This window comes from Methylobacterium terricola (genome assembly GCF_006151805.1).
Classification (GTDB): Bacteria; Pseudomonadota; Alphaproteobacteria; order Rhizobiales; family Beijerinckiaceae; genus Methylobacterium; species Methylobacterium terricola.
Genome location: NZ_VDDA01000009.1, coordinates 188,052 through 208,788 on the forward strand (window position 1 = coordinate 188,052; position 20,737 = coordinate 208,788).

Sequence of the window (20,737 nt, forward strand, 5' to 3'; positions counted from 1 at the left end):
CTCGATTTCGAGAAACAAGATATATACATCAATTGAAAGTTGTATAGGCGCCCGCAAAGATCCGCACTTTCCGACCCTGATTTTCGCTCTAGCTTCCGGAATATCCGGAAACCGGGCGGCGTCACGCCGGTTTCGCTACGGTAGAGGAGCGACCGTGTCAGACATTCCGCGTCGTCTCGCCAGGATCGGCGCGACGATCACGCTCGGCTGCGGCCTGTCCGGCTGCACGCTGAGGGTGGTCGATCCCGCCGGCCCGGTCGGAATGCAGGAGCGGACGATCCTGCTCAACGCGTTCGTCGTCATGCTCGTCATCATCGTCCCGACGATGGTGGCGACGCTCGCCGTCGTCTGGTGGTACCGGCCCGGCAACCCCAAGGCCGTGCGCCGGCCGCGCTGGAGCTTCTCGGGCCGCGTCGAGATCGTCACGTGGTCCATCCCGCTGCTGACGGTCATGTTCCTCGGCAGCATGGCGTGGATCGGCAGCCACGATCTCGATCCGGGCAAGCCGTTGTCCAGCACGGAGACGCCGCTCGAGGTGCAAGTCGTCTCGCTCGACTGGAAATGGCTCTTTCTCTACCCCGAGGCGCGCGTCGCGAGCCTCAATCAGCTGGTGATCCCGGTCGGCCGGCCGGTCCGTTTCAGCCTCACCTCGGCGAGCGTCTGGAACGGGTTCTTCGTGCCCCGGCTCGGCTCGATGATCTACACGATGAACGGGATGGCGACCCGGCTCACCCTCCAGGCGGACCGGGAGGGGAGCTTCCGCGGCCTGTCCTCGCACCTGAGCGGCGACGGCTTCGCGGACATGACCTTCGAGACCCGCGCGGTTCCGCAAGCCGCCTTCGCCGCCTGGATTGGCGGTGCGCAGGCCTCGACGGACACGCTCGACGACGACGCCTACCGGGCCCTGTCGCGGCAGAGCAGCAAGGTTCCGCCGAAGACCTACCGGCTGGCCGATGACGGCCTCTTCGACCGCATCGTCACGCAGGCGCTCCCGCCGGGACCCGGGCCCGTGGCCGGCCGGCCCGATCCGACCGTGTCCCCCCGCCAAGGAAACTGATCGTGCTCGGCAAGCTCTCCCTCGCGGCGATCCCGCTCGATCAGCCGATCCCGCTGTTTGCCGGCGCCTTCGTCGGTCTCGTCCTCCTCGGCGTCATCGCCTGGATCGTGATCGCCGGGCACCTCCCTTACCTCTGGCGCGAGTGGATCACCTCGGTCGACCACAAGCGCATCGGCATCATGTACGTGCTGTTCGCGCTCGTGATGCTGCTGCGCGGCTTCACCGACGCGATGATGATGCGCTCGCAGCAGGCCCTCGCCCTCGACGCCCCGGGCTACCTGCCGCCCGAGCACTACAACCAGATCTTCTCCGCCCACGGCACGATCATGATCTTCTTCGTGGCGATGCCGTTCATGATCGGGCTGATGAACTTCGTGCTGCCGTTGCAGCTCGGGGTGCGCGACGTCGCCTTCCCGACGTTGAACTCGGTGTCGTTCTGGCTCACCTGCACCGGCGCGCTGCTCGTCAACCTGTCCCTGGTCGTCGGCGAGTTCCAGCGTACCGGCTGGCTGCCCTATCCGCCGCTCTCCGAGATCACCTACTCGCCCGGGGTCGGGGTCGATTACTGGCTGTGGGCCTTGTCCATCTCCGGCATCGGCACGCTGATGACCGGCATCAACTTCGTCACCACCATCCTGAAGATGCGGGCGCCGGGCATGAGCTACCTGCGCATGCCGATGTTCTGCTGGACCGCGCTCGCCACCAACCTCCTGATCGTCGCGGCCTTCCCGATCCTCACCGCGGTCTCCGCGATGCTGATCCTCGACCGCTATCTCGGCTTCCATTTCTTCACCGACACGGCCGGCGGCAACTCGATGCTGTTCATGTCGCTGATCTGGGCTTGGGGCCACCCGGAGGTCTACATCCTGATCCTGCCCGCCTTCGGGATCTTCTCGGAGGTGGTCTCGACCTTCTCCGGCAAGCCGCTGTTCGGCTACCGCTCGATGGTGCTCGCCACGATGGCGATCTGCATGCTCGCCTTCATGGTCTGGCTGCATCACTTCTTCACCATGGGCGCCGGCGCCGACGTCAACGGCATCTTCGGCGTCATGTCGATGATCATCGCGGTGCCGACCGGCGTGAAGATCTTCAACTGGCTGTTCACGATGTATGGCGGCCGGGTGCGCGTGAGCGCCGCCATGCTGTGGTCGATCGGCTTCATGCTCACCTTCGTGGTCGGCGGCATGACCGGGGTGATGCTGGCCATCCCGCCGATCGATTTCGTGCTTCACAACTCCACCTTCCTGATCGCGCATTTCCACAACGTGATCATCGGCGGCGTGCTGTTCGGGGCATTCGCCGGCTACACCTACTGGTTCCCGAAGGCGTTCGGCTTCCGGCTGCACGAGGGCTGGGGCAAGGCCGCGTTCTGGTGCTGGCAGATCGGCTTCTGGCTCGCCTTCGGGCCGCTCTACGTCACCGGCCTCGACGGGATGACGCGCCGGCTCCAGCATTACGACGTGCCGGAATGGCGGCCCTGGCTCCTCGTCGCGCTGCTCGGGGCGGTGACGATCCTCGCCGGCATCGGCTGCCAGATCGTGCAGCTCGTCGTCTCGATCCGGCACCGCGACGCCCTGCGCGACACGACCGGCGACCCCTGGGACGGGCGCTCCCTCGAATGGTCCACGGCCTCGCCGCCCCCCGCCTTCAACTTCGCGGTGCTGCCGGACGTCCACGGCGAGGAGCCCTACTGGACGGTCAAGGAGCGCGCCCGTGAGCAGCACGCCATTCCGGACCGGCCGCGCTACGCGGCGATCGCGGTGCCGCGCAACAGCCCGACGGGCGTCGTCTGCGCCTTCTTCGCGACCCTGATCGGCTTTTCGATGATCTGGCACATCTGGTGGCTCGCGATCGCCGGCTGCGTCGGCGCCTACCTCACCTTCGTGGTCTTCGCCTGGCGCGACCGCACGGAGGACGAGATCCCGGCCGACGAGGTGGCCCGGATCGACGCCGAGAACCGCGCCGCGCGGCGCGACATCTACGCCACGATGGAGACGGTCCGATGAGCGCCGCGACCGCACCCCTCACCGCCGGCACAGGGACGCCGGCGCCGCGCCCCGCCGATCCCTACCGCCTCGGCCGCAACCCGGGCGGGGAGAACCCGGCCACCGGCCACGGCAGCGGCGGGCCGTCGCCGACCGCGATCGTCGTGAGCTACGGCTTCTGGATCTTCATCCTGGCGGACGTCATCACCTTCGCGACGCTGTTTGCCGCCTTCGCCGTCCTGAAGGACGCGACGGCGGGCGGTCCTGCCGCGGCCGACATCGTCGATCGCGGCACCCTTGCCCTCGAGACCGCCTGCCTGCTCCTGTCGAGCTTCACCTGCGGCCTCGCGACGGTGGCGATGCGGGTGCGCAGCCGGCTCTGGTTCCAGGTCGCGATGCTGGCGACGGTCGCCCTCGGCGCCGGATTCCTCGTCCTGGAGGCCCGGGAATTCGCCGTGCTCGTCGCGCAAGGGGCGGGACCGACCCGCTCCGCCTTCCTGTCGGCCTTCTTCACCCTGGTCGGCTGCCACGGTGCCCACGTCACGGCCGGCCTCCTGTGGGCGCTGACCATGATGGCCCAGGTCGCCGCCAAGGGATTCCGGGACGACGTCGTCCGCCGCACGTCCTGCTGGAGCCTGTTCTGGCACGCCCTCGACATCATCTGGGTGGGCGTCTTCACGGTGGCGTACTTGATGGGAGTGACCGCATGACCCGGCTGCCGCAGGCCACCCTCGGACAGGGCGGGGAGGGGCACCGAACGGGCGATGCCGCGCCCGGAGACCATGGGCAGGACGGGGCGGGCGTCACCGCCGCCATCCGCTCCTACCTCGTCGGCCTCGCCCTGGCGGCGCTGCTGACGGCGGGCTCGTTCTGGCTCTCGTACACCCACGTCATCTACGGGCCGGCCGTGAACGTCGCCCTGATCGTGCTCGCCATCGCGCAGATCGGAATCCACCTGGTCTTCTTCCTGCACCTGACGACGGCGCCGGACCACATCAACAACGCCCTCGCGCTCGCCTTCGGGATCCTGGTCGTCGTGCTCCTGATCGGCGGCACCCTGTGGATCATGGGGCACATGAACGCCAACATGATGCCGGCGGGCGGGATGATGCACACGGGCCCGATGCCGCCGGGTTCCGGCATGAAGCCCTGACCGGGCGCCGCTCAAACAGGCTTTGGATCTCTCGCATCGTCGTCGCGGAAGCAGGCCCTGCTTCCGCGACGACTCCGCGCGGCACGGCCTCCCGGCAGGCCTCAGCGCTTGCGGTAGACGAACACGTCCTGGTGCGCGTCGAGCTGCATCGGCCGGTAGGAGACCGGCTCCAGCTCCGGCGCCGCCTCGGCCACCAGCCGCGCGACCGCGTCCTTGGTGAACCAGGTCAGGCCGTACTCGTCGGTGTAATACGGGTAGCGGGCATAGTAGTATCCGTCCTGCGCCATCGCGTTCAGCACCGCCGGCTTGTCGAGCCAGTACTGCTCGTAGCGCTCCGCCGTCTCGGCCGAGCCCTGGCCGTGGATGGTGAACACCGCGACGCCGCCGGGCTTGAGGGCGCGAGCGACGTCGCGCAGGTTCGAGACCACGAAGTCGCGCGGCAGGTGGGTATAGACCGAGAGCAGGTAGATGAGGTCGTAAGTGGCGGACGGCTTGACCGCCGCCTGCTCCATCACCGGCACCTTGGTGGCGCCGAACTCGGACGCCGTGAAGCGGGCGCCCTCGTCGATCACGTCGCAGACCGCGATCCGCTCGCCCGGCAGCCGGCGCGACAGCTCGCGCACGATGCGGCCGTAGCCGCAGCCGATCTCCAGCGCCCGGCCGACCGAATCCCAGTCGCGCCCGGCCTCCTTGAGCGCCGCCTCCAGGATGTCGACGAACTGGCGCGCGCCCGTCATGTAGCTCGCGACCCGGTCGGGGGCGGTCGAGGTCAGCATGAAGTCGTTGTAATGGGCCCGGCCGATGCCGGCGACCGGCCGTGCGCCGAGGCGCGAGCCGAGCGCGAAGCGGGCCTTGCGCCCGACGGCGTAGAGGGCCGGCGAGCGCTTGATGACGTTCAGCATCCCCGGCGGGATCAGCTTGGTCGAGAGAGAGGGCACGGCTTCGCTCCGCGTGGGGCCACTCTCGCCCGGGCTGGTCGAGAGTGGCCGCACGATGCCGCGCCCCGGCCGCAGCGACAACGATTGACGCGGTTCAAGCCTAACGGAGGCTTGAGCCCGGCGGAGACTTCCGCCGGGCCGCCGCGACGCCGGTTCCATTAGGCGAGTTCGACGGATCGTCTGATAGTGAACCTACACCCGCTCGCGCCGGATCTCGGCGCCGCAGCGCACGAGCTTGGCCTCCAGCGCCTCGAAGCCGCGGTCGAGGTGATACACTCGGTTGATCTGGGTCTCGCCCTCGGCGGCAAGCCCCGCGATCACCAGCGACACCGAGGCGCGCAGGTCGGTCGCCATCACGGGCGCGCCCTTCAGCCGCTCGACGCCCTCGACCACCGCCACGTCGCCCTCGAGCCGGATCTTGGCGCCGAGGCGGGCCAATTCCTGCACGTGCATGAAGCGGTTCTCGAAGATCGTCTCGCGGATGCGCGACTGGCCCCGGGCCTTGGTCATCAGGGCCATGAACTGGGCCTGGAGGTCGGTCGGGAAGCCTGGGAACGGATCGGTGGTGATGTCGACCGCCGCGATGCCGTGGCCGTTGCGGCGCACCCGGATGCCGTGGTCGAGGGGCGTCACCTCGGTGCCGGTGGTGCCCAGGATGTCGAGGGCGCTGTGCAGCAGATCGGCCCGGGTGTTCTCGAGCGTCACGTCGCCGCCGGTCATCGCCACCGCCATGGCGTAGGTGCCGGTCTCGATCCGGTCGGGCAGCACCGCGTGCCGGGCGCCCGAGAGGCGCGACACGCCCTCGATCACGATGCGCGGCGTGCCGGCGCCCTCGATCCGCGCGCCCATCCGCGCCAGGCAGGCGGCGAGATCCACCACTTCCGGCTCGCGGGCGGCGTTCTCGATCACCGTGGTGCCGTGCGCGAGCACCGCCGCCATCAGGGCGACGTGGGTGCCGCCGACCGTGACCTTGGGAAACTTGATCTCGCCGCCGCGAAGCCCGTTCTTGGTGCGGGCCACCGCGTAGCCGCCGTCGATCTCGATCGTGGCGCCGAGGGTCTCCAGCGCCATCAGCAAGAGGTCGACCGGCCGCGTGCCGATGGCGCAGCCGCCGGGCAGCGACACCCGCGCCTCGCCGAAGCGGGCGAGCAGCGGCGCGATCACCCAGAAGCTCGCCCGCATGGTCGAGACCAGGTCGTAGGGCGCCGTGGTGTCGATGACGTTCGAGGCGGTGAGCCGGATGGTCTGGCCGGCCTCGGTGGTCTGGCCCGGGCGCTTGCCCACCACCATGTGGTCGACGCCGTGATTGCCGAGGATGCGCAGCAGCGACGCCACGTCGGCGAGCCGGGGCACGTTCGACAGTTCCAGCGTCTCGCCGGTGAGCAGGCTGGCGATCATCAGCGGCAGGGCCGCGTTCTTGGCGCCCGAGATCGGGATGATGCCGTGAAGCGGCTGGCCGCCGACGATGTGGATGCGATCCATGATGACAACGTCCCTCGCGCCTCGTCCGGCGCGTCCCGCGCGCCGTTGAAGCGCGCCTCGATTCGGAAAACCCGTTTATTGCACCGCAGCGATGCTACCGCTACGCTTGCCCGTCAACGCCGATCACTGCCGGTTCGATCCGCGGATTGTTCCGACGGTGCGTCGCCGGGCAACGCCGCCGCGGTCGCCTGCGCCCCGGCTGCCTCCACCTCGGCCGACTCGCGGCCCCGCGCCTGCGCCTTGCGTCGCTTGAGGTTGTCCCGCAGGGCGGCTTTCAACCGCTGCTCCCGGGTTCCGCCATCCTGCCCGCTCATCGCGCGCGACCCTTCGTCGCCATGACCAATTTCCAGCTTCCGTGCCCGCGCGGGAGGCGTCAGAACGCCCGCCTCGCCCTCGACTTCTTCTAAAGACAAAGCCGTCGCATTCGAGCGAGATCAAGGCGCGACCAGCGGTGGATCGGCGATTCGGCCCCTCCGCCGCGCGGACCGGCTCCCCCCGGGGCCAGGCCCGGTCCCGCCCCGGACGCCACGTTCGGCCAGACCGCGAAGGACCACGATGCCCGAGACCCGGCCCGAGACCCGCCCCGCGACCGTTCAGGGCGCGACCGATTACCAGGCCCTCTTCCGCGGCGCCATCGAGCGCCTGCACGGCGAGCGCCGCTACCGCGTCTTCGCCGATATCGAGCGCATCAACGGCCGCTTTCCCACCGCCCGGTGGCGCCGGCCGGACGCCGCCCCCCGCGAGATCACCGTGTGGTGCTCGAACGACTATCTCGGCATGGGCCAGCACCCGGCGGTGGTGGGCGCGCTGACCGAGACCGCGCAGCGCTGCGGCGTCGGCGCCGGCGGCACCCGCAACATCGCCGGCAACAACTCGCCGCTGGTCGACCTGGAGCGCGAGCTCGCCGACCTGCACGGCAAGGAGGCGGGCCTCGTCTTCACCTCCGGTTACGTCTCGAACCAGGCCGGCATCTCGACGATCGCCAAGCTGATCCCGAACTGCCTGATCCTGTCCGACGCCTTCAACCACAACTCGATGATCGAGGGCGTGCGCCAGTCGGGCTGCGACAAGCGCATCTTCCGCCACAACGACCTCGCCCATCTCGAGGAGCTGCTGATCGCGGCCGGCGACCGGCCGAAGCTGATCGCCTTCGAGAGCGTCTACTCGATGGACGGCGACGTGGCGCCGATCGGGAAGATCTGCGACCTCGCCGAACGCTACGGCGCCCTGACCTATCTCGACGAGGTCCATGCGGTCGGCCTCTACGGCCCGCGCGGCGCCGGCATCGCCGAGCGCGACCGGGTGATGCACCGGGTCGACGTGATCGAGGGCACGCTCGCCAAGGGCTTCGGCTGCGTCGGCGGCTACATCACCGGCTCGGCGGCGCTTTGCGACGCGGTGCGCAGCCACGCCCCCGGCTTCATCTTCACCACGGCGCTGCCGCCGGCCATCGCCGCCGCCGCCATCGCGTCGATCCGCCACCTGAAGCAATCCGGCACCGAGCGCGAGGCGCATCAGCGCCAGGCCGGCCGCACCAAGGCGGCGCTCCTCGATGCCGGCCTGCCGGTGCTCGCCACCGACACCCACATCGTGCCGGTGATGGTCGGGAACGCGGAAGCCTGCAAGGCGGCGGCCGACCGGCTGCTCGAGCGCCACGGCATCTACATCCAGCCGATCAACTACCCCACCGTGCCGCGCGGCACCGAGCGCCTGCGCATCACCCCCTCGCCGTTCCACGGCGAGGCGCATATCGCGGCCCTGCGCGAGGCGCTGGTGGAGGTGTGGGACGCGCTGGACCTGCCGCGGGCCGGGACGGTGTTCGTGGAGGCGGCAGAGTAGGCCCTTTAGCTGGAGCGCTGGCGGTGCCCGTCAGTGCTCCTCCCGGCGGGCGGCGTGGCGGATGGTCAACACACTGACTTCGTTGAGCGCCAGATCGATGCCGGAGAAGATGAGGGATGGGCAGCGCGGCACGGCGAAACGCCGCCCATCGTGTTGCTTGCGCTCGCCTATTCCCGGGTAAGCGGAAACGGGCCGAAGTGCGGCCTGAAGCCGCCTTTCGACACGCAAAGCCGCACCTGGATTGCGGGCGTGGAGATCGTCGGCGATGTGCTCAAGATCCGCCTCAGCCCGGAGCGTGAGCCGCAGTGGCTTGCCGAAGCCGTTCCGTCATCGCTCAGGGCCTCTTTGCGTGCCACCCGCTCTCAGAGCACGGATGGCACACAGGTCCCATCGCCTCGCGGCCGGCGGCGGTACCCGAGGCGTGACGCTCTCTGACCGCCGTCAGATCCGCCCCAGCAACCGCTCCACCAGCGGGTTCTCCGCCGCGAAGGCGTAGTCGATCCGCCGCACGCTCACCGCCTGGGCGCCGGCCTGCACCAACGCATCGGCGAGGCCGAACACGGCGTCGGTGGGGCAGCGCAGCACGATCTCACCCCGCCCCTCCGGCGCGCCGTAGGGCAGCTCGGCCTCGTGCAGGGCGGCGAGGCCCGCGAGGTCGATCTCGCCCGAGACCGGCATGCCGGCCCTGACCTCGCGGGTGGTGCGGGCGCGCTCCTCGGCGCTGATCCGGCCGAGCACCGCCTGGACGGCCCGGCGCGGGGTCTCGCTCCACGAGGCAGCGAGGGAGGCGACGAGGTTCGCCTCCGAGCGCAGGATCACCCCGTCGTCGAGGATCTTGAGGGCGTTCGCCGCGAGCGTGGCGCCGGTCGTCGTGATGTCGACGATGATCTCGGCGCTGCCGGAGGCGGGCGCGCCCTCGGTGGCCCCTAAGCTCTCGACGATGCGGTAATCGGCGACGCCGTGCTCGGCGAAGAAGCGCCGGGTCAGGTTGACGTACTTGGTGGCGATGCGCAGGCGACGGCCGTGGCGCACCCGCATGTCGCTCGCCACCTCGTCGAGGTCGCTCATCGAGCGCACGTCGATCCAGGCCTGGGGCACCGCCACCACCACGGTGGCCTGGCCGAAGCCGAGCGGCGTCAGGAGCTCGACCTGGCCGGCGGCGTCCGGCAGGGTCTCGCGGATCAGGTCCTCGCCGGTGATGCCGAGATGGGCCGCACCGCTCGCGAGCTGGCCGGCGATCTCGGAGGCCGAGAGGAAGCGCACCTCGACCCCGTCCACGCCCTTCAGGCGGCCGCGATAGTCGCGGGCGCCGCTGGTCTGGGCCAGCGTCAGGCCGGCGCGGCCGAAGAAGGCGGCGGCGTTCTCCTGCAGACGGCCCTTCGAGGGCACCGCCAGGACGAGCGGACCGTCGAGGGAAGCCGCATTCATCGTGTCGCTCATCAGCGCGCCCCCTCCAGGCGTTCGAGCCAGAACGAGCAGCCGACGGCGGGCAGGGCGTCCCGGCTGCCGAGATGCTGGAGCAGGCCGTCGTAGCGACCGCCGCCGACCACCGGCTTCTCGCCGTCCTGCCCGACCTCGAAGATGAAGCCGGTATAATAGTCGAGGTTGCGGGCGAAGCTGCCGGTGAACACGAAGCGCTCGAGCGGCAGGCCGCGGGCGGCGATGAAGCCGTTGCGCTCCTCGAACAGGGCGAGCGCCGCCTCCAGCCGCGGATCGTCGAGCCCGGCCCGGCGGGCGAGGTCGCGGGCGGCGAGCGCCGCGGCGTCGGGATCGCCGGTGAGCGCGAGATAGGCGTCCAGCACCTCGCGGGCCTTCGATCCGAGGCCGGCCCCGCCCTCGGCATGGGCCGCGGCCTTGGCGAGGAAGCGCTCGGCGATCTCGCCGGCGGTGCGCCCGCCGACCCGGCTGATGCCCGCGATGGCGAGCACGTCCTCGACGAAGGCGCGCACTCCTTGCGGGTCCTGGCCCTGGATGGCGGCGAGGAGGCCCGCATGGGCGGCATCGACCGCGACCGGCGCGGCGATCGCGTCGAGGGAGCGCCCGGCGGCGACCGCCCGCAGGGTCCGGCGCTTGGCCGCCGGCTGGACGTTCAGCGCGTCGAGGAGCGCGGTGATCAGCCCCATGTCGCCGAGGCGGACCTGCGCGAAGGGTCCTTGGTGCTCGCGGCGCCCGAGGCGGTCGAGCCCGTCGAGGGCGAGCCCCAGGATCTCGGCATCGGCCGCCGGCACGTCGGTCCGGCCGATCGACTCGATGCCGGCCTGGTGGAACTCGTCGGGCTCCGCCGCCCGCAGGCGGAAGACCGGGCCAAGATAGCTGTAATCCGCCGCCTGCCCGTCGGCGACGGCGCGGTGATGGCGCCCGACCGGAATCGTGTATTCGGGCCTGAGGCAGAGTTCCGCCCCGGCACCGTCCTGGGTGATGAAGATGCGGCGGCGGATATCCTCGCCGGACAGCTCCAGGAAGGGCTCGACCGGCTGCAGCACCGGCGGCTCGACCCGCGCGTAGCCCCGGTCCTCGAACAGCGCCAGAAGCGCCTCGTGCGCCGCCGCCGGCCGGGGGGCCGCGGCTCCGTTACCCGTCATTGGTCCCAATACCCAAATTGCTTGGGCCGCCCTGTAGCAGCACCGGGCGGGCTTGGCGACCATGGGGCGCGACGGCTCTCTGCCGAGGCGCGCCGACGCTCCAAGGCTCCGTCAGGCCGCCACCTCCGCCGGCCGGGTCCGCTCCGTGGCAAGCCGCGTCACGGCGGCGAAATCGACCTTGCCGGAGCCGAGCTGCGGCAGCCTGTCGACGGTGACGATCTCGGCCGGCACCGCCAATTCGCTCAGGCCCCGGGCGCGGGCCTCGGCCTGGAAGGCGCTGCGGCTCGCGTCCTTCTTCTCGGTCACCAGCACCAGGCGCTCGCCCTTGCGGGCATCCGGCACCGCGGCGACGGCGCTCGCCGCCTCCGGGTAGAGCTCGGCGGCCAGCGCCTCGACCGTGGCGAGCGAGATCATCTCGCCGCCGACCTTGGCGAAGCGCTTGGCCCGGCCGCGGATGGTGACGAAGCCGTCGGCGTCGATCGTCACGATGTCGCCGGTATCGTGCCAGCCCTCCGCGGGCGTTTCCAGCACGCCGGGATTCTCGGCGCGCAGGTAGCCCAGCATCACGTTCGGCCCGCGCACGAACAGGCGCCCGCCCTCGCTCACGCCCGGGACCGGCTCCAGCCGCGCCTCCATGCCGGGCATGATCCGCCCGACCGTGCCGAAGCGGTTGAACATCGGGGTGTTCAGCGCCAGCACCGGCGCCGTCTCGGTGACGCCGTAGCCCTCCAGGATGCGCAGGCCGAACTTCTCGGCGTAGGCCTTGCGGGTCGCCGGCTTCACCGGCTCGGCCCCGGCCAGGATGTAGCGCAGGGAGCGGAAATCGTAGGCGTGGGCGGCGCGGGCATAGCCCGCCAGGAAGGTGTCGGTGCCGAACAGGATGGTCGCGTTCGAGCCGTAGACCAGCTCCGGCACCACCCGGTAATGCAGCGGGGAAGGGTAGAGGTAGACCGGCACGCCGGAGACCAGCGGCAGCACCAGCCCGACGGTGAGCCCGAACGAGTGGAACACCGGCAGGACGTTGAACACCTTGTCGGTGCGGCCGAAATCGATCCGCGCCTGGGCCTGGGCGGCGTTGGCCAGCATGTTGCGGTGGGAGAGCACCACGCCTTTCGGCGTGCCCTCGCTGCCCGAGGTGAACAGGATCGCCGCCGGGTCGTCCGGGCGGCGCGGGTGGAGCGACCGGCGCCACCCGAACAAGCCGCGCAGCTTGTCGAGCCGGCCGATCCGGCCGCGGACATCCTCCAGGTACACGATGGTCAGGCTCTGGCTCAACGTCTCCAGGAGAGCATCGAGGCGGCCCTTCTGCACGAAGGCCCGGGAGGTGACGATCGTGTCGATCTCCGCCGCCTTGCAGGCGTTGAGGATGTTGGCGGCACCCGCCGTGAAGTTGATCATCGCCGGGACCCGGCCGGCCGACATCACCCCGAGCACCGTGACGGCGGCGGCGTTGGCGTTCGGCAGCATCACGCCGAGCGCCCGGCCGCGCGGGGCCAGCGGCCCGAGCTTGCCCCCCAGCACCCGGGCGCCCATGAGCAGACGGCGGTAGGAGAGCTTGCCGGTGACCGGATCCTCGACGGCGACCCGGGAGCCGCCCTCGCGCTCGGCGGCGTCGACCACCGCCTCGAACACCGTGCGGTCGATCGGCGCGGTGCGGAAGATCAGGTCCGACATCACCCCGTAGAGCGCGGCGCCGGCGGCCTGGCGGCGGGCCTTGCCCTTCAGGCCCGCATCGACGTCGAGCCGCACCGGCTCCAGCACGGTCACGGTGAATTTCGGCCACCAGCGCCGGCGCATCTGGGCCCGCGACAGGCGCGAGAACACCGTCTGCTCCGGCCCCTCGATCTTCACCGGCACCACCGGCACGCCGGACTTGTCGGCGATGAGGCCGGCGCCGTCATAGACCTTCATCAGGCTGCCGGTGACGGTGAGCCGCCCCTCGGGGAAGATGATCAGGGTCTCGCCGGCCTTGACGGCGTTGATGAGCGTGCGCGTCGCCATCGGCTTCGTCGGGTCGAGGGGAAGCGCCCGGGTCATCCACAGGAACGGACGCACCCACCATTTCTGCGCGATGGTGTGGTCGATGGCGAAGGTCGGGTCGCGCTCGGTCAGCGACAGGGCGAGGCCTGCATCCAGGAAGCTGACGTGGTTGAGGGCGATGATCGCGTTCGGTCCCGCCTTCTCGATGTTCTCGAGCCCGTGCACCTCCAGCCGGTAGAAGGCCCGGAACACGATCGACAGGAAGTCGCGAAACCCGCTGGTCGGCAGGACCGCCAGGATGGCGATGCCGGCGGCGAGGTTGGCGAGGCCGACGATCAGGAACTGCCCGGCGGAGGACAGGCCGGCCTTCTGGAGAAGCGCAAGGCCGACGGCGCCGAGCACGATGAGCGCCGCGGCGAGCACGTTCGAGGCGGCGATGACCCGGGCGCGGCGCTCCTTCGGCGTCCAGGCCTGGAGCGCGGCGAAGGACGGCACGATGAACAGGCCGGCGGCGGCGGCGAGCAGCACGAAGTCGAGGGCGATGCGGACGCCGCGCCAGGAGCCCAGGAAGTCGAGGGCGCCGATCGCGGAGGGGGGCGGCACGCTGGTGGCGGCGACGTGGGCGAGGTCGAGCGAGACGAGGCCCATGACGAGCGCCGCGACCGGCGTCGGCAGCATCACGATCCGTCCGGCGCAGAGCCAGGAGGCGAGGCCGGAGCCGAGCGCCACGCCGACCGAGAACATCGCCAGCAGCGCCGTCACCACCGTCTCGTCGCCGCCGAAGGTGCCCTTCACCAGGGCCGGCAGCAGGGCGAGCACGACCGCGCCGACGAGCCAGAACCAGCTGGTGATGAGGCCGGTGCGCCACAGCCGCGTGTCCTCGTAGAGGTCGCGCATCAGGTTGCCCGTCGAGCGCAGCACGTTGCGGTTCACCTGGAGGTACGGCGCCGCCTCGCCGGTCTTCGGGATCAGCAGGCTCGACAGCCAGCACAGGACGGCGAAGCCCATCACCAGGAGGCCGAAGGCATGCGCCCCGCCATGGGTGACGGCGAGCCCGCCCGCGATGGTGCCGGTGAGGATGGCGAGGAAGGTCGCGGCCTCGATCAAGGCGTTCCCGGCCGGCAGCTCGGCGCGGGCCAGGTGATCGGGCAGGATGCCGTACTTGATCGGCCCGAACAGGGCCGCCACGATCCCGAACAGGATGAGGGCCACGAACAGGACCGGCACCGAGGCGAGCCAGAAGCCCAGCACCGCGACGCCCGCCGCCAGGATCTCCGCCGCCTTGAGGCGCTTGGCGATGAATGCCTTGTCGTAGCGGTCGGCGAGTTCGCCGCCGAGGCCCGAGAGGAAGAAGAACGGCGCGATGAACGCCGCGCCGGCCAGCGTCACCAGGGCCGCCGAGCCGCCATCCGCCCCGCCGCCGACCCCGCCCGCCCCGAACATGATCAGGAACACCAGGGCGTTCTTGAGGAAGTTGTCGTTGAAGGCGGAGAAGAACTGGCACCAGAACAGGGGCGCGAAGCGCCGGCTGGCCATCAGCTTTCCGGACATGGGGGCGTTCCTCGCTCGGTGACGGGTCGTGCGGGCGAAGCCGCGTCGGGAGACCGCTTAGCCGGTAAACCCTAATCGGTTTTCTTGTTGCGATCTGCGGCGATCCGATGTCGAGGCGCCGTCTCCCCCGTCGGGGCGGCTACTCCTTGCCCATCTCCATCAGCAGGCGCTCGGCCCGGGCATCCTCGATGCGGTTGACGAGGCGCTTGCCCTCGTGGTTGTCGCGCACGGTCTTGACCAGGGTGATGCAGGACTGGACCAGCATCGTCACGCCCATGGCGAGGTAGCCCTTGGTCCAGAGGTCGAGGGGCAGGAACAGGATGCCGCCCGCCACCATGGTGGCGGCGCCGATGAAGGAGGCGTAGGTGAACGCCACCCAGGCGGAGGTGTGCTGCGGGTTCTGCGGGGTCATGATGGGGTTTCCTCGAACGGGTAGAACGGGATGGAGGCGGTCAGGCCGCCTTGGCCTCGGCCTGTGCGCGCAGGCGTTCCATCACGCTGCCGGCGCTCGGCCGGGTGCGCGGGCCGAAGCCGGCCTCCTCCAGGCGCTCGCACAGCGAATCCGGCGCCGCCGCCTCGATGATGGCCAGGGCCTCGTCGGAGGCGGCATCCGCGGCCTGGGCCTCGCGCAGGCGGCGCAGGGTGGCCTGCGCCTCGGCGAGCGCCGCCGGGCTGCCCAGCCCCGTGCCGCGCCGGGCCCGCAGGTGGCGCACCGCCTCCGCCGCCCGGGCGATGCGCTGGCCGCGCTCCAGTTCGGCGAACTGGCGGGTGCCCTTGCGGACCGCCCGGCGCAGGGCCGCGACCTCCGCGGCGCAGGCGGCGCGGGTCGTCTCAAGGGCTCGCGCGTCCTCCTCCATCTCGGCGATCGCCTCGGCGGCCTCCGCCGCCAGGTCCTCGCGTCCGCCGGCGAGTGCCGCGACGGCCCGGGCCTCCAGCTCGGCGATCCGGCCGGCGAGCGCTCCTTGCGCCTTCGCGTCCGCGGTCTCCTGGGCGATCGCCCGCGCCAGGGTCCGGCGGCTGTCGTCGAGGGCGGCCGCGGCGTCGCGCAGCTGCTGCTCCAGGATCAGGAAGGCGTGCTGATCGTGCAGGTCCTCGGCGGCGCGGGCGGCGGCGCCGCGGACGAGGGTGGAGAGGAGGTTGAGCATCGGGGGCTCCGGGTCGGCGGGCGCCAGGTCTGTGAACGTTGTTCACAAACGCATCCTTCCACAGGCTTGAACGTTGTTCAAGCGCAATTTTGAACGTTGTTCAGGGAGGCGGCCGGCGCATGCGCAACGATGATCGGCGGGAGCGGCTGAAGGCGGCCCTGCTCGACGGAGCCGAGCGCACCATCGCGGAGAGCGGCCTGTCGGGACTGAAGGCCCGCGACCTGGCGAAGGAGGTCGGCTGCGCGCTCGGCGCGATCTACACGGTGTTTCCCGACCTCGACGCGCTGATCCTGTCGGTGAACCTGCGCACGCTCGCCCTGTTCGACCGGGTGATCGCCACCGTCCCGCTGCCGCCGGAGCCCGACGGCCCCCCGACCCCGGCGCAGCGGGACGCCGCGGTGGCGACCCTGGTGCGGCTGGCGGTGGCCTACCTGCACTTCGCCGCGCAGAACACGACGCGCTGGCGCGCGCTGTTCCAGCACCGGGTCACGCAGGCGCTGCCGGACTGGTACCTCGTCGAGCAGGTGCGGCTGTTCCGGTACATCGAGGCCCCGTTGCGGGTGCTGCGCCCGGATCTCGGCGAGCGGGAGCGGGCGCTGCTCGCCCGATCGCTGTTCTCCGCCACCCACGGCCTCGTCAGCCTCGGCCTCGACGAGAAGCTGATGGTGCTGAGCGAGCCGGTCTTGCGCGGGCAGATCGAGGTCGTGGTGGGGGCATTGGGGCGGGGGTTGGCGGAGGGGTGAAACAGGCATTCCCCGGACCGGCCGGATGGTCGCTAGCGTTCCGCCTCACGGGCGCATCCCGGGGCCGCGCAGCGGAGCCCGGGATCCCGAAGCGCTTGAGCGTCCGAGGCGAGGCGGGATGGATTCCGCTCATTCCTGGACCTTCGGCGCGTCTGGATTCCGGGCGCCGCGGTGCGGGCCCGGAATGACGAGGAGCGTGTCAGGGCCGGCAGGTCGGTCGGCAGGGCCGGACGCTCACCACGCCACCGTCTCGCCCCGATAATCCAGGTACACGCAGCCCCGCTGCCCGAGCCGCCCCTCGACCACCCCGACCATCCCCTCGGCGCTGGTCGCCACGTCGATGTCGGCCTCCGGCCCGCCCATGTCAGTGCGCACCCAGCCCGGATGCATCAGCACCGTGCCGAAGGGGGCGTCGCGGTGGCGGGCGGCGAAGGAGCGGGCGAGCGTGTTGAGGGCGGCCTTGCTCGCCCGGTAGCTCTCCCAGGTGCCGCCCTCGTTGAGCGAGACGCTGCCGAGGATCGAGCTCATCAGCACCATCACGCCGCCGGGAGCGATCCTGTCGGCGAAGGCCTCGGCGAAACGGATCGGGCTCACCGCGTTGGTCTCGTAGACCTTGAGCGCGCTCGCCCGGTCGCCCTGCGGCAGCGGCACATGGGCGCCGTCGGCGACCCCTGCGACGACGAAGACCACGTCGAAGCTGCGGCCCGCGAGGGACTCGCGCAAGGACGCCACCCCGGCATCGTCGTCGATGTCGACGCGGGCGATCTCGGGCGCGATCGGGCTCAAGGCGGCGAGCGCCGGCGCCTCGCCGCGCGCCGTGGCGGTGACCGCCCAGCCGCGGGCGAGGAAGGCCCGTGCGAGCCCCAACCCCAAGCCCCGCGAGGCCCCGACGATCAACGCGCTGCGGTCATGCTTGGCCATGCGAGCCTCCGATCGGTATCAGTGGGTGATGAAGTAGGGCCCGCACCGCCCCGGCAAGCGCCCGCAATCGGTCAGGCCGCGGCGGCCCGCGCCGCGCTCCAGCGCTCCACCGTGGCCAGCAGCTCCTCGGGCCGGAACGGCTTGCCGAGATGGTCGTCCATGCCGGCGGCGCGGAACTGCGCGACCTGCTGCGGCAGGACGTTGGCGGTGAGCGCGACGATCGGCAGGCGGCCGAGGGGCGGGCCGAGCTCGCGAATGTGGCGCGTCGCGGTCAGGCCGTCCATGCCGGGCATCTGCACGTCCATCAGCACGAGGTCGTGGCCGCCCGCCTGCACCGCCGAGATCGCCTCGGCGCCGTCGCCCACCACCGTCACCCGGTGGCCGCGGCGCTCCAGGATGGCGCGGGCGATCTCCTGGTTGATCGGACTGTCCTCGACGAGGAGGATCCGGGCCGGCCGCGCGAGGGGCGCCGCGGTGCCGCCCTCCCGGGCCGTAGCCTCGGCGGCGGCCTCCGCCAGCGGCACGGCGAACCAGAAGGTCGAGCCCTCGCCGGACCGGCTCTCGACCCCGATCTCGCCGCCCATGGTCTCGACGAGCCGGCGGCTGATGGCGAGGCCGAGGCCGGTGCCGCCGAAGCGGCGCTGGATCGAGCCGTCGACCTGCGAGAAGCGCTGGAACAGGCGGCCGAGCCGGTCGGCCGGGATGCCGATCCCGGTATCGCGGACCGCGACCCGCAGGGCGTGGCGTCCGTCGGCGAGCGGCACGCTCGCGAGGCTCACGGTGACGCTGCCGGCGGGCGTGAACTTGATCGCGTTGACCAGGAGGTTGAGCAGCACTTGGCGCAGCCGGTCGACGTCCCCGACGAGGCGGGGGGCGATCCCGGCCTCCAGCCGCACCGCGACGGCCAAGCCCTTGCCGTCGGCCGCGGTCCGGACGATCGAGACCGCGTTGTCGGCGAGCGCCGCCGGCGCGAAGGGCTGCGGGTCGAGGTCGATCTGCCCGGCCTCGATCTTCGAGAAGTCGAGGATGTCGTTGACGACCGTGAGCAGGGCCTGGCCGGCCTCCTGGATCCGCTCGGCGCTGCGGCGCTGCTCGGCCGGCAGGCCGCCCTCGCGCGCCAGGAGATCGGCGTAGCCGATCACGCCGTTGAGCGGCGTGCGGATCTCGTGGGACATGGTGGCCAGGAACTCGGTCTTGGCGGCGCTCGCGGCCTCGGCCTGGGCCTGGGCCGCTTCCGCCTGGGCTCGCGCCGCCTCGGCGACCCGGTTGGCCTCGAGCACCGCGAGCTCGCGCCGCTTGCGCTCGGTCACGTCCGAGAAGGTGCGGATCGCCCCGCCCTCGGCGAGGCGCACGGTGCGCACCTCGAGGACGGTGCCGTTCGGGCGGGCGCGCTCGTAGACCGGGGGCGCGGCGAGGAGGTCGCCCCGGAGCTTGAGCCAGGCATCGCGGTCCGGCCGCGCCGCGCCGAACTCGCCGCCCGCCTCCTGCCAGGCCACGAGATCGGCGAAGGGCCGCCCGGCGTGGCGGTCGCCGGGCGGCAGGCCGAGGAGGTCGATCGCCCGCTCGTTGCAGAGCTGGATGATCCCGGCGGCGTCGATCACCAGCACGCCCTGGTCCATATTGGCGAGCGTCGCGTCGAGGAGCGCCGTCTCGCGCCGCAGGGCGGCCTCGGCAGCGCGGCGCGCCGTGATGTCGGAGACGGTGCGCAGCACGCCGCCGCCGGCGGTCGGCGCGGCGTGGACCTCCAGGACCGTGCCGTCCGGCCTCACGCGCTCGTAGCGCCTGCCGATCACCGCGAAATCGGCCATCGCGATTGCCTGCGCGATGGCCGGGTCGAGCCCGTCATATTCCCCCGCCGCGTCGAGCACCCGCCGCATCTCGGCCCGGGTCGGCCGGGCCGCCAGGAAGCCTGGGTCGAGGTCCAGCAGCGCGGCGAACCGCCGGTTGGCGACCGCGACGGTGCCGTGCGCGTCGACCATGATCAGGCCCTGGTCCATCGCGTCGAGGGTGGTCTTGAGCACCGCCTCCTGGGCCATGAGTTCGCGGGTGCGCTCGGCGATGCGCTCTTCCAAGTCGGCGTTGCTCTTGCGCAGGGCGTCGGCCTGCCGGTGCAGGGTGGCGGAAGTCTGCGCCAGCACCGCCCCGACCTCGTTCACCTCCCGGACCGGCGTCACCGGGCTCGCCAGCGGGATGCCGCGGCTGAGGTCGGCGGCGGCCCGCGACAGCAGGGCCTTGGCGAGCAGGATGCGCCGCCCGATGAGCAGCGAGGCGAGGAGCGCGACCAGGCCGAGGCCGAGGATCACCGGCGCCAGCACCATGACGGAGGTGACGAGCGGCGCCCGCAGGGCGGCCTGCTCGATGCCGATCGTCACCGTCCAGCCCGAGAGGCCCGAGCGGTGATGGGTGCCGAAGACCGGGATGCCGCTGAGGTTGCGGCCGGACCACCGCCCGGTATCCCCCGTCGCCGTCTCGAAGCCCGGCAGCAGCCGGCCCGCAGCCATGCCGGTGGCGACCGAGCGGCCGATGATGATCCCCGCCCGGTCGGCGACCGAGCCGGAATAGGGCGCGGTGACGCCGGCCTCGCGCAACAGGTCGCCGAACAGGCCGGCCGGCAGGCTGGCATCGAGGAGATAGGCGGTCGCGCCGTCGCGCATCACCGGTACCGTGACGGCGACGATCGGCTTGCCGGTGATGGCTCCGATCATGAAGTCGGAGATCGCCGGCGCGCCGGTCTCCCGCACCCGGTGGTCCTCGGGGAGGACGACCTGGGGCAGCGGCTCGCCGCGGGGAAGCCGGGTGTTGACGCGCTCCCGGCCGTCGAGCTCGCGCAGGACGATCTTGATGCCCTGGAGGCGCACGAGTTCGCGGACCTGCCGGTCGAACCGGGCGAAGTCGCCGGCCTCGAGGGCCGGCGAGGTGGCGAGCGCCTGCAGCATCGCGATCTGGCCGCTGAGGAAGCGGTCGATCTGCTCCACCGCATGCGCGTTGAGCGTCGCGGTCCGCTCCTCCATCCGCGCCTGCTCGGCCTGGACCCAGCGCTGCGCCAGGAGGGCCATGATGAGGAAGGCCGGCACCAGCAGGGCGACCGCGAGCCCGGCGATGTAGGTCCGGAGCCGCCGCGCCGGCACGCCGGACGGCCGCGCCCCGCCGTCGCCGCCCTGCAGGTCTTCGCCGCTCTGATGGCGATCGGACACGATTCACCCGGCCCCACGTGCTTGCGATCCGCCGCAAGCTGAACGTGTATAAGGCATGACCGAGGACACGTCGTCCCGTCGCGACGGTGATCGGGGGGTGACGCGCGCCCGTCCGCGGCGGGACCGGGCGGAGCCGGCGGGTGGGGCGGGACCGCCCGGTGCGAGCC

General features: G+C 71.5%; 17 protein-coding genes. 6 read left to right on the plus strand and 11 right to left on the minus strand.

Annotated features, from left to right (window positions below; translation table 11 throughout):
* Positions 1 to 154: 154 nt before the first annotated feature.
* The 4 genes from cyoA to cyoD are packed head-to-tail and all read left to right on the plus strand — an operon-like array spanning position 155 to position 4,195.
* Entirely contained in the window at positions 155 to 1,057 is a 903-nt protein-coding gene (gene cyoA / locus FF100_RS20110) for a ubiquinol oxidase subunit II (RefSeq protein WP_246102181.1), read from the plus strand.
* A gap of 2 nt (positions 1,058 to 1,059) precedes the next feature.
* Complete coding sequence (gene cyoB, locus FF100_RS20115) at positions 1,060 to 3,063, plus strand: cytochrome o ubiquinol oxidase subunit I (protein ID WP_139037506.1); 2,004 nt, start codon at positions 1,060 to 1,062, stop codon at positions 3,061 to 3,063.
* A complete protein-coding gene (locus FF100_RS20120; protein ID WP_139037508.1) occupies positions 3,060 to 3,752 on the plus strand; it encodes a cytochrome (ubi)quinol oxidase subunit III in 693 nt (230 codons plus the stop codon). Before cyoB ends, FF100_RS20120 begins: the two co-directional genes overlap by 4 nt.
* Positions 3,749 to 4,195, plus strand: coding sequence for a cytochrome o ubiquinol oxidase subunit IV (gene cyoD, locus FF100_RS20125; protein WP_139037510.1), 447 nt, complete (start codon positions 3,749 to 3,751; stop codon positions 4,193 to 4,195). The genes FF100_RS20120 and cyoD overlap by 4 nt, the downstream gene beginning before the upstream one ends.
* A 101-nt stretch (positions 4,196 to 4,296) precedes the next feature.
* Here cyoD and FF100_RS20130 read toward each other — a convergent pair whose 3' ends face one another.
* The 3 genes from FF100_RS20130 to FF100_RS20140 form a co-directional block, all read right to left on the minus strand.
* A complete protein-coding gene (locus FF100_RS20130; RefSeq protein WP_171070262.1) occupies positions 4,297 to 5,133 on the minus strand; it encodes a class I SAM-dependent methyltransferase in 837 nt (278 codons plus the stop codon).
* 192 nt (positions 5,134 to 5,325) lie between these two features.
* Positions 5,326 to 6,615: a UDP-N-acetylglucosamine 1-carboxyvinyltransferase gene (gene murA, locus FF100_RS20135; RefSeq protein ID WP_139037513.1), complete on the minus strand. Its 1,290-nt coding sequence runs from the start codon at positions 6,613 to 6,615 to the stop codon at positions 5,326 to 5,328.
* A 113-nt stretch (positions 6,616 to 6,728) separates the two neighbouring features.
* Positions 6,729 to 6,929 carry a hypothetical protein gene (locus FF100_RS20140; RefSeq protein ID WP_139037515.1) on the minus strand — a complete coding sequence of 67 codons (201 nt, stop codon included), beginning with the start codon at positions 6,927 to 6,929 and terminating at the stop codon, positions 6,729 to 6,731.
* A gap of 241 nt (positions 6,930 to 7,170) precedes the next feature.
* On the opposite strand from FF100_RS20140, the gene hemA reads away from it, so the two are divergent.
* Complete coding sequence (gene hemA, locus FF100_RS20145) at positions 7,171 to 8,454, plus strand: 5-aminolevulinate synthase (protein WP_139037517.1); 1,284 nt, start codon at positions 7,171 to 7,173, stop codon at positions 8,452 to 8,454.
* 30 nt (positions 8,455 to 8,484) lie between these two features.
* Here hemA and FF100_RS20150 read toward each other — a convergent pair whose 3' ends face one another.
* From FF100_RS20150 to FF100_RS20175, 6 genes are all read right to left on the minus strand, one after another.
* A complete protein-coding gene (locus FF100_RS20150) occupies positions 8,485 to 8,760 on the minus strand; it encodes a type II toxin-antitoxin system RelE/ParE family toxin (RefSeq protein ID WP_139037567.1) in 276 nt (91 codons plus the stop codon).
* Positions 8,761 to 8,895: 135 nt separating this feature from the next.
* Positions 8,896 to 9,894 (minus strand): ATP phosphoribosyltransferase, encoded by a 999-nt coding sequence (gene hisG / locus FF100_RS20155; RefSeq protein WP_171070263.1) that lies wholly within the window; start codon positions 9,892 to 9,894, stop codon positions 8,896 to 8,898.
* Positions 9,894 to 11,036 (minus strand): ATP phosphoribosyltransferase regulatory subunit, encoded by a 1,143-nt coding sequence (locus tag FF100_RS20160; protein WP_139037518.1) that lies wholly within the window; start codon positions 11,034 to 11,036, stop codon positions 9,894 to 9,896. The genes hisG and FF100_RS20160 overlap by 1 nt, the downstream gene beginning before the upstream one ends.
* A gap of 111 nt (positions 11,037 to 11,147) precedes the next feature.
* Entirely contained in the window at positions 11,148 to 14,567 is a 3,420-nt protein-coding gene (locus tag FF100_RS20165) for an acyl-[ACP]--phospholipid O-acyltransferase (protein ID WP_139037519.1), read from the minus strand.
* Between the two features lie 139 nt (positions 14,568 to 14,706).
* Entirely contained in the window at positions 14,707 to 14,979 is a 273-nt protein-coding gene (locus FF100_RS20170) for a YiaA/YiaB family inner membrane protein (protein ID WP_139037520.1), read from the minus strand.
* Between the two features lie 40 nt (positions 14,980 to 15,019).
* Entirely contained in the window at positions 15,020 to 15,712 is a 693-nt protein-coding gene (locus FF100_RS20175) for a PspA/IM30 family protein (RefSeq protein ID WP_139037521.1), read from the minus strand.
* A gap of 119 nt (positions 15,713 to 15,831) precedes the next feature.
* Between FF100_RS20175 and FF100_RS20180 the strand changes: the two genes are divergently transcribed.
* Complete coding sequence (locus FF100_RS20180; protein WP_139037522.1) at positions 15,832 to 16,455, plus strand: TetR/AcrR family transcriptional regulator; 624 nt, start codon at positions 15,832 to 15,834, stop codon at positions 16,453 to 16,455.
* A 234-nt stretch (positions 16,456 to 16,689) separates the two neighbouring features.
* On the opposite strand, the gene FF100_RS20185 is transcribed toward FF100_RS20180, so the two are convergent.
* Entirely contained in the window at positions 16,690 to 17,376 is a 687-nt protein-coding gene (locus FF100_RS20185) for an SDR family oxidoreductase (RefSeq protein WP_139037523.1), read from the minus strand.
* Positions 17,377 to 17,447: 71 nt separating this feature from the next.
* Positions 17,448 to 20,570 (minus strand): PAS-domain containing protein, encoded by a 3,123-nt coding sequence (locus FF100_RS20190; RefSeq protein ID WP_139037524.1) that lies wholly within the window; start codon positions 20,568 to 20,570, stop codon positions 17,448 to 17,450.
* Positions 20,571 to 20,737: the final 167 nt, after the last annotated feature.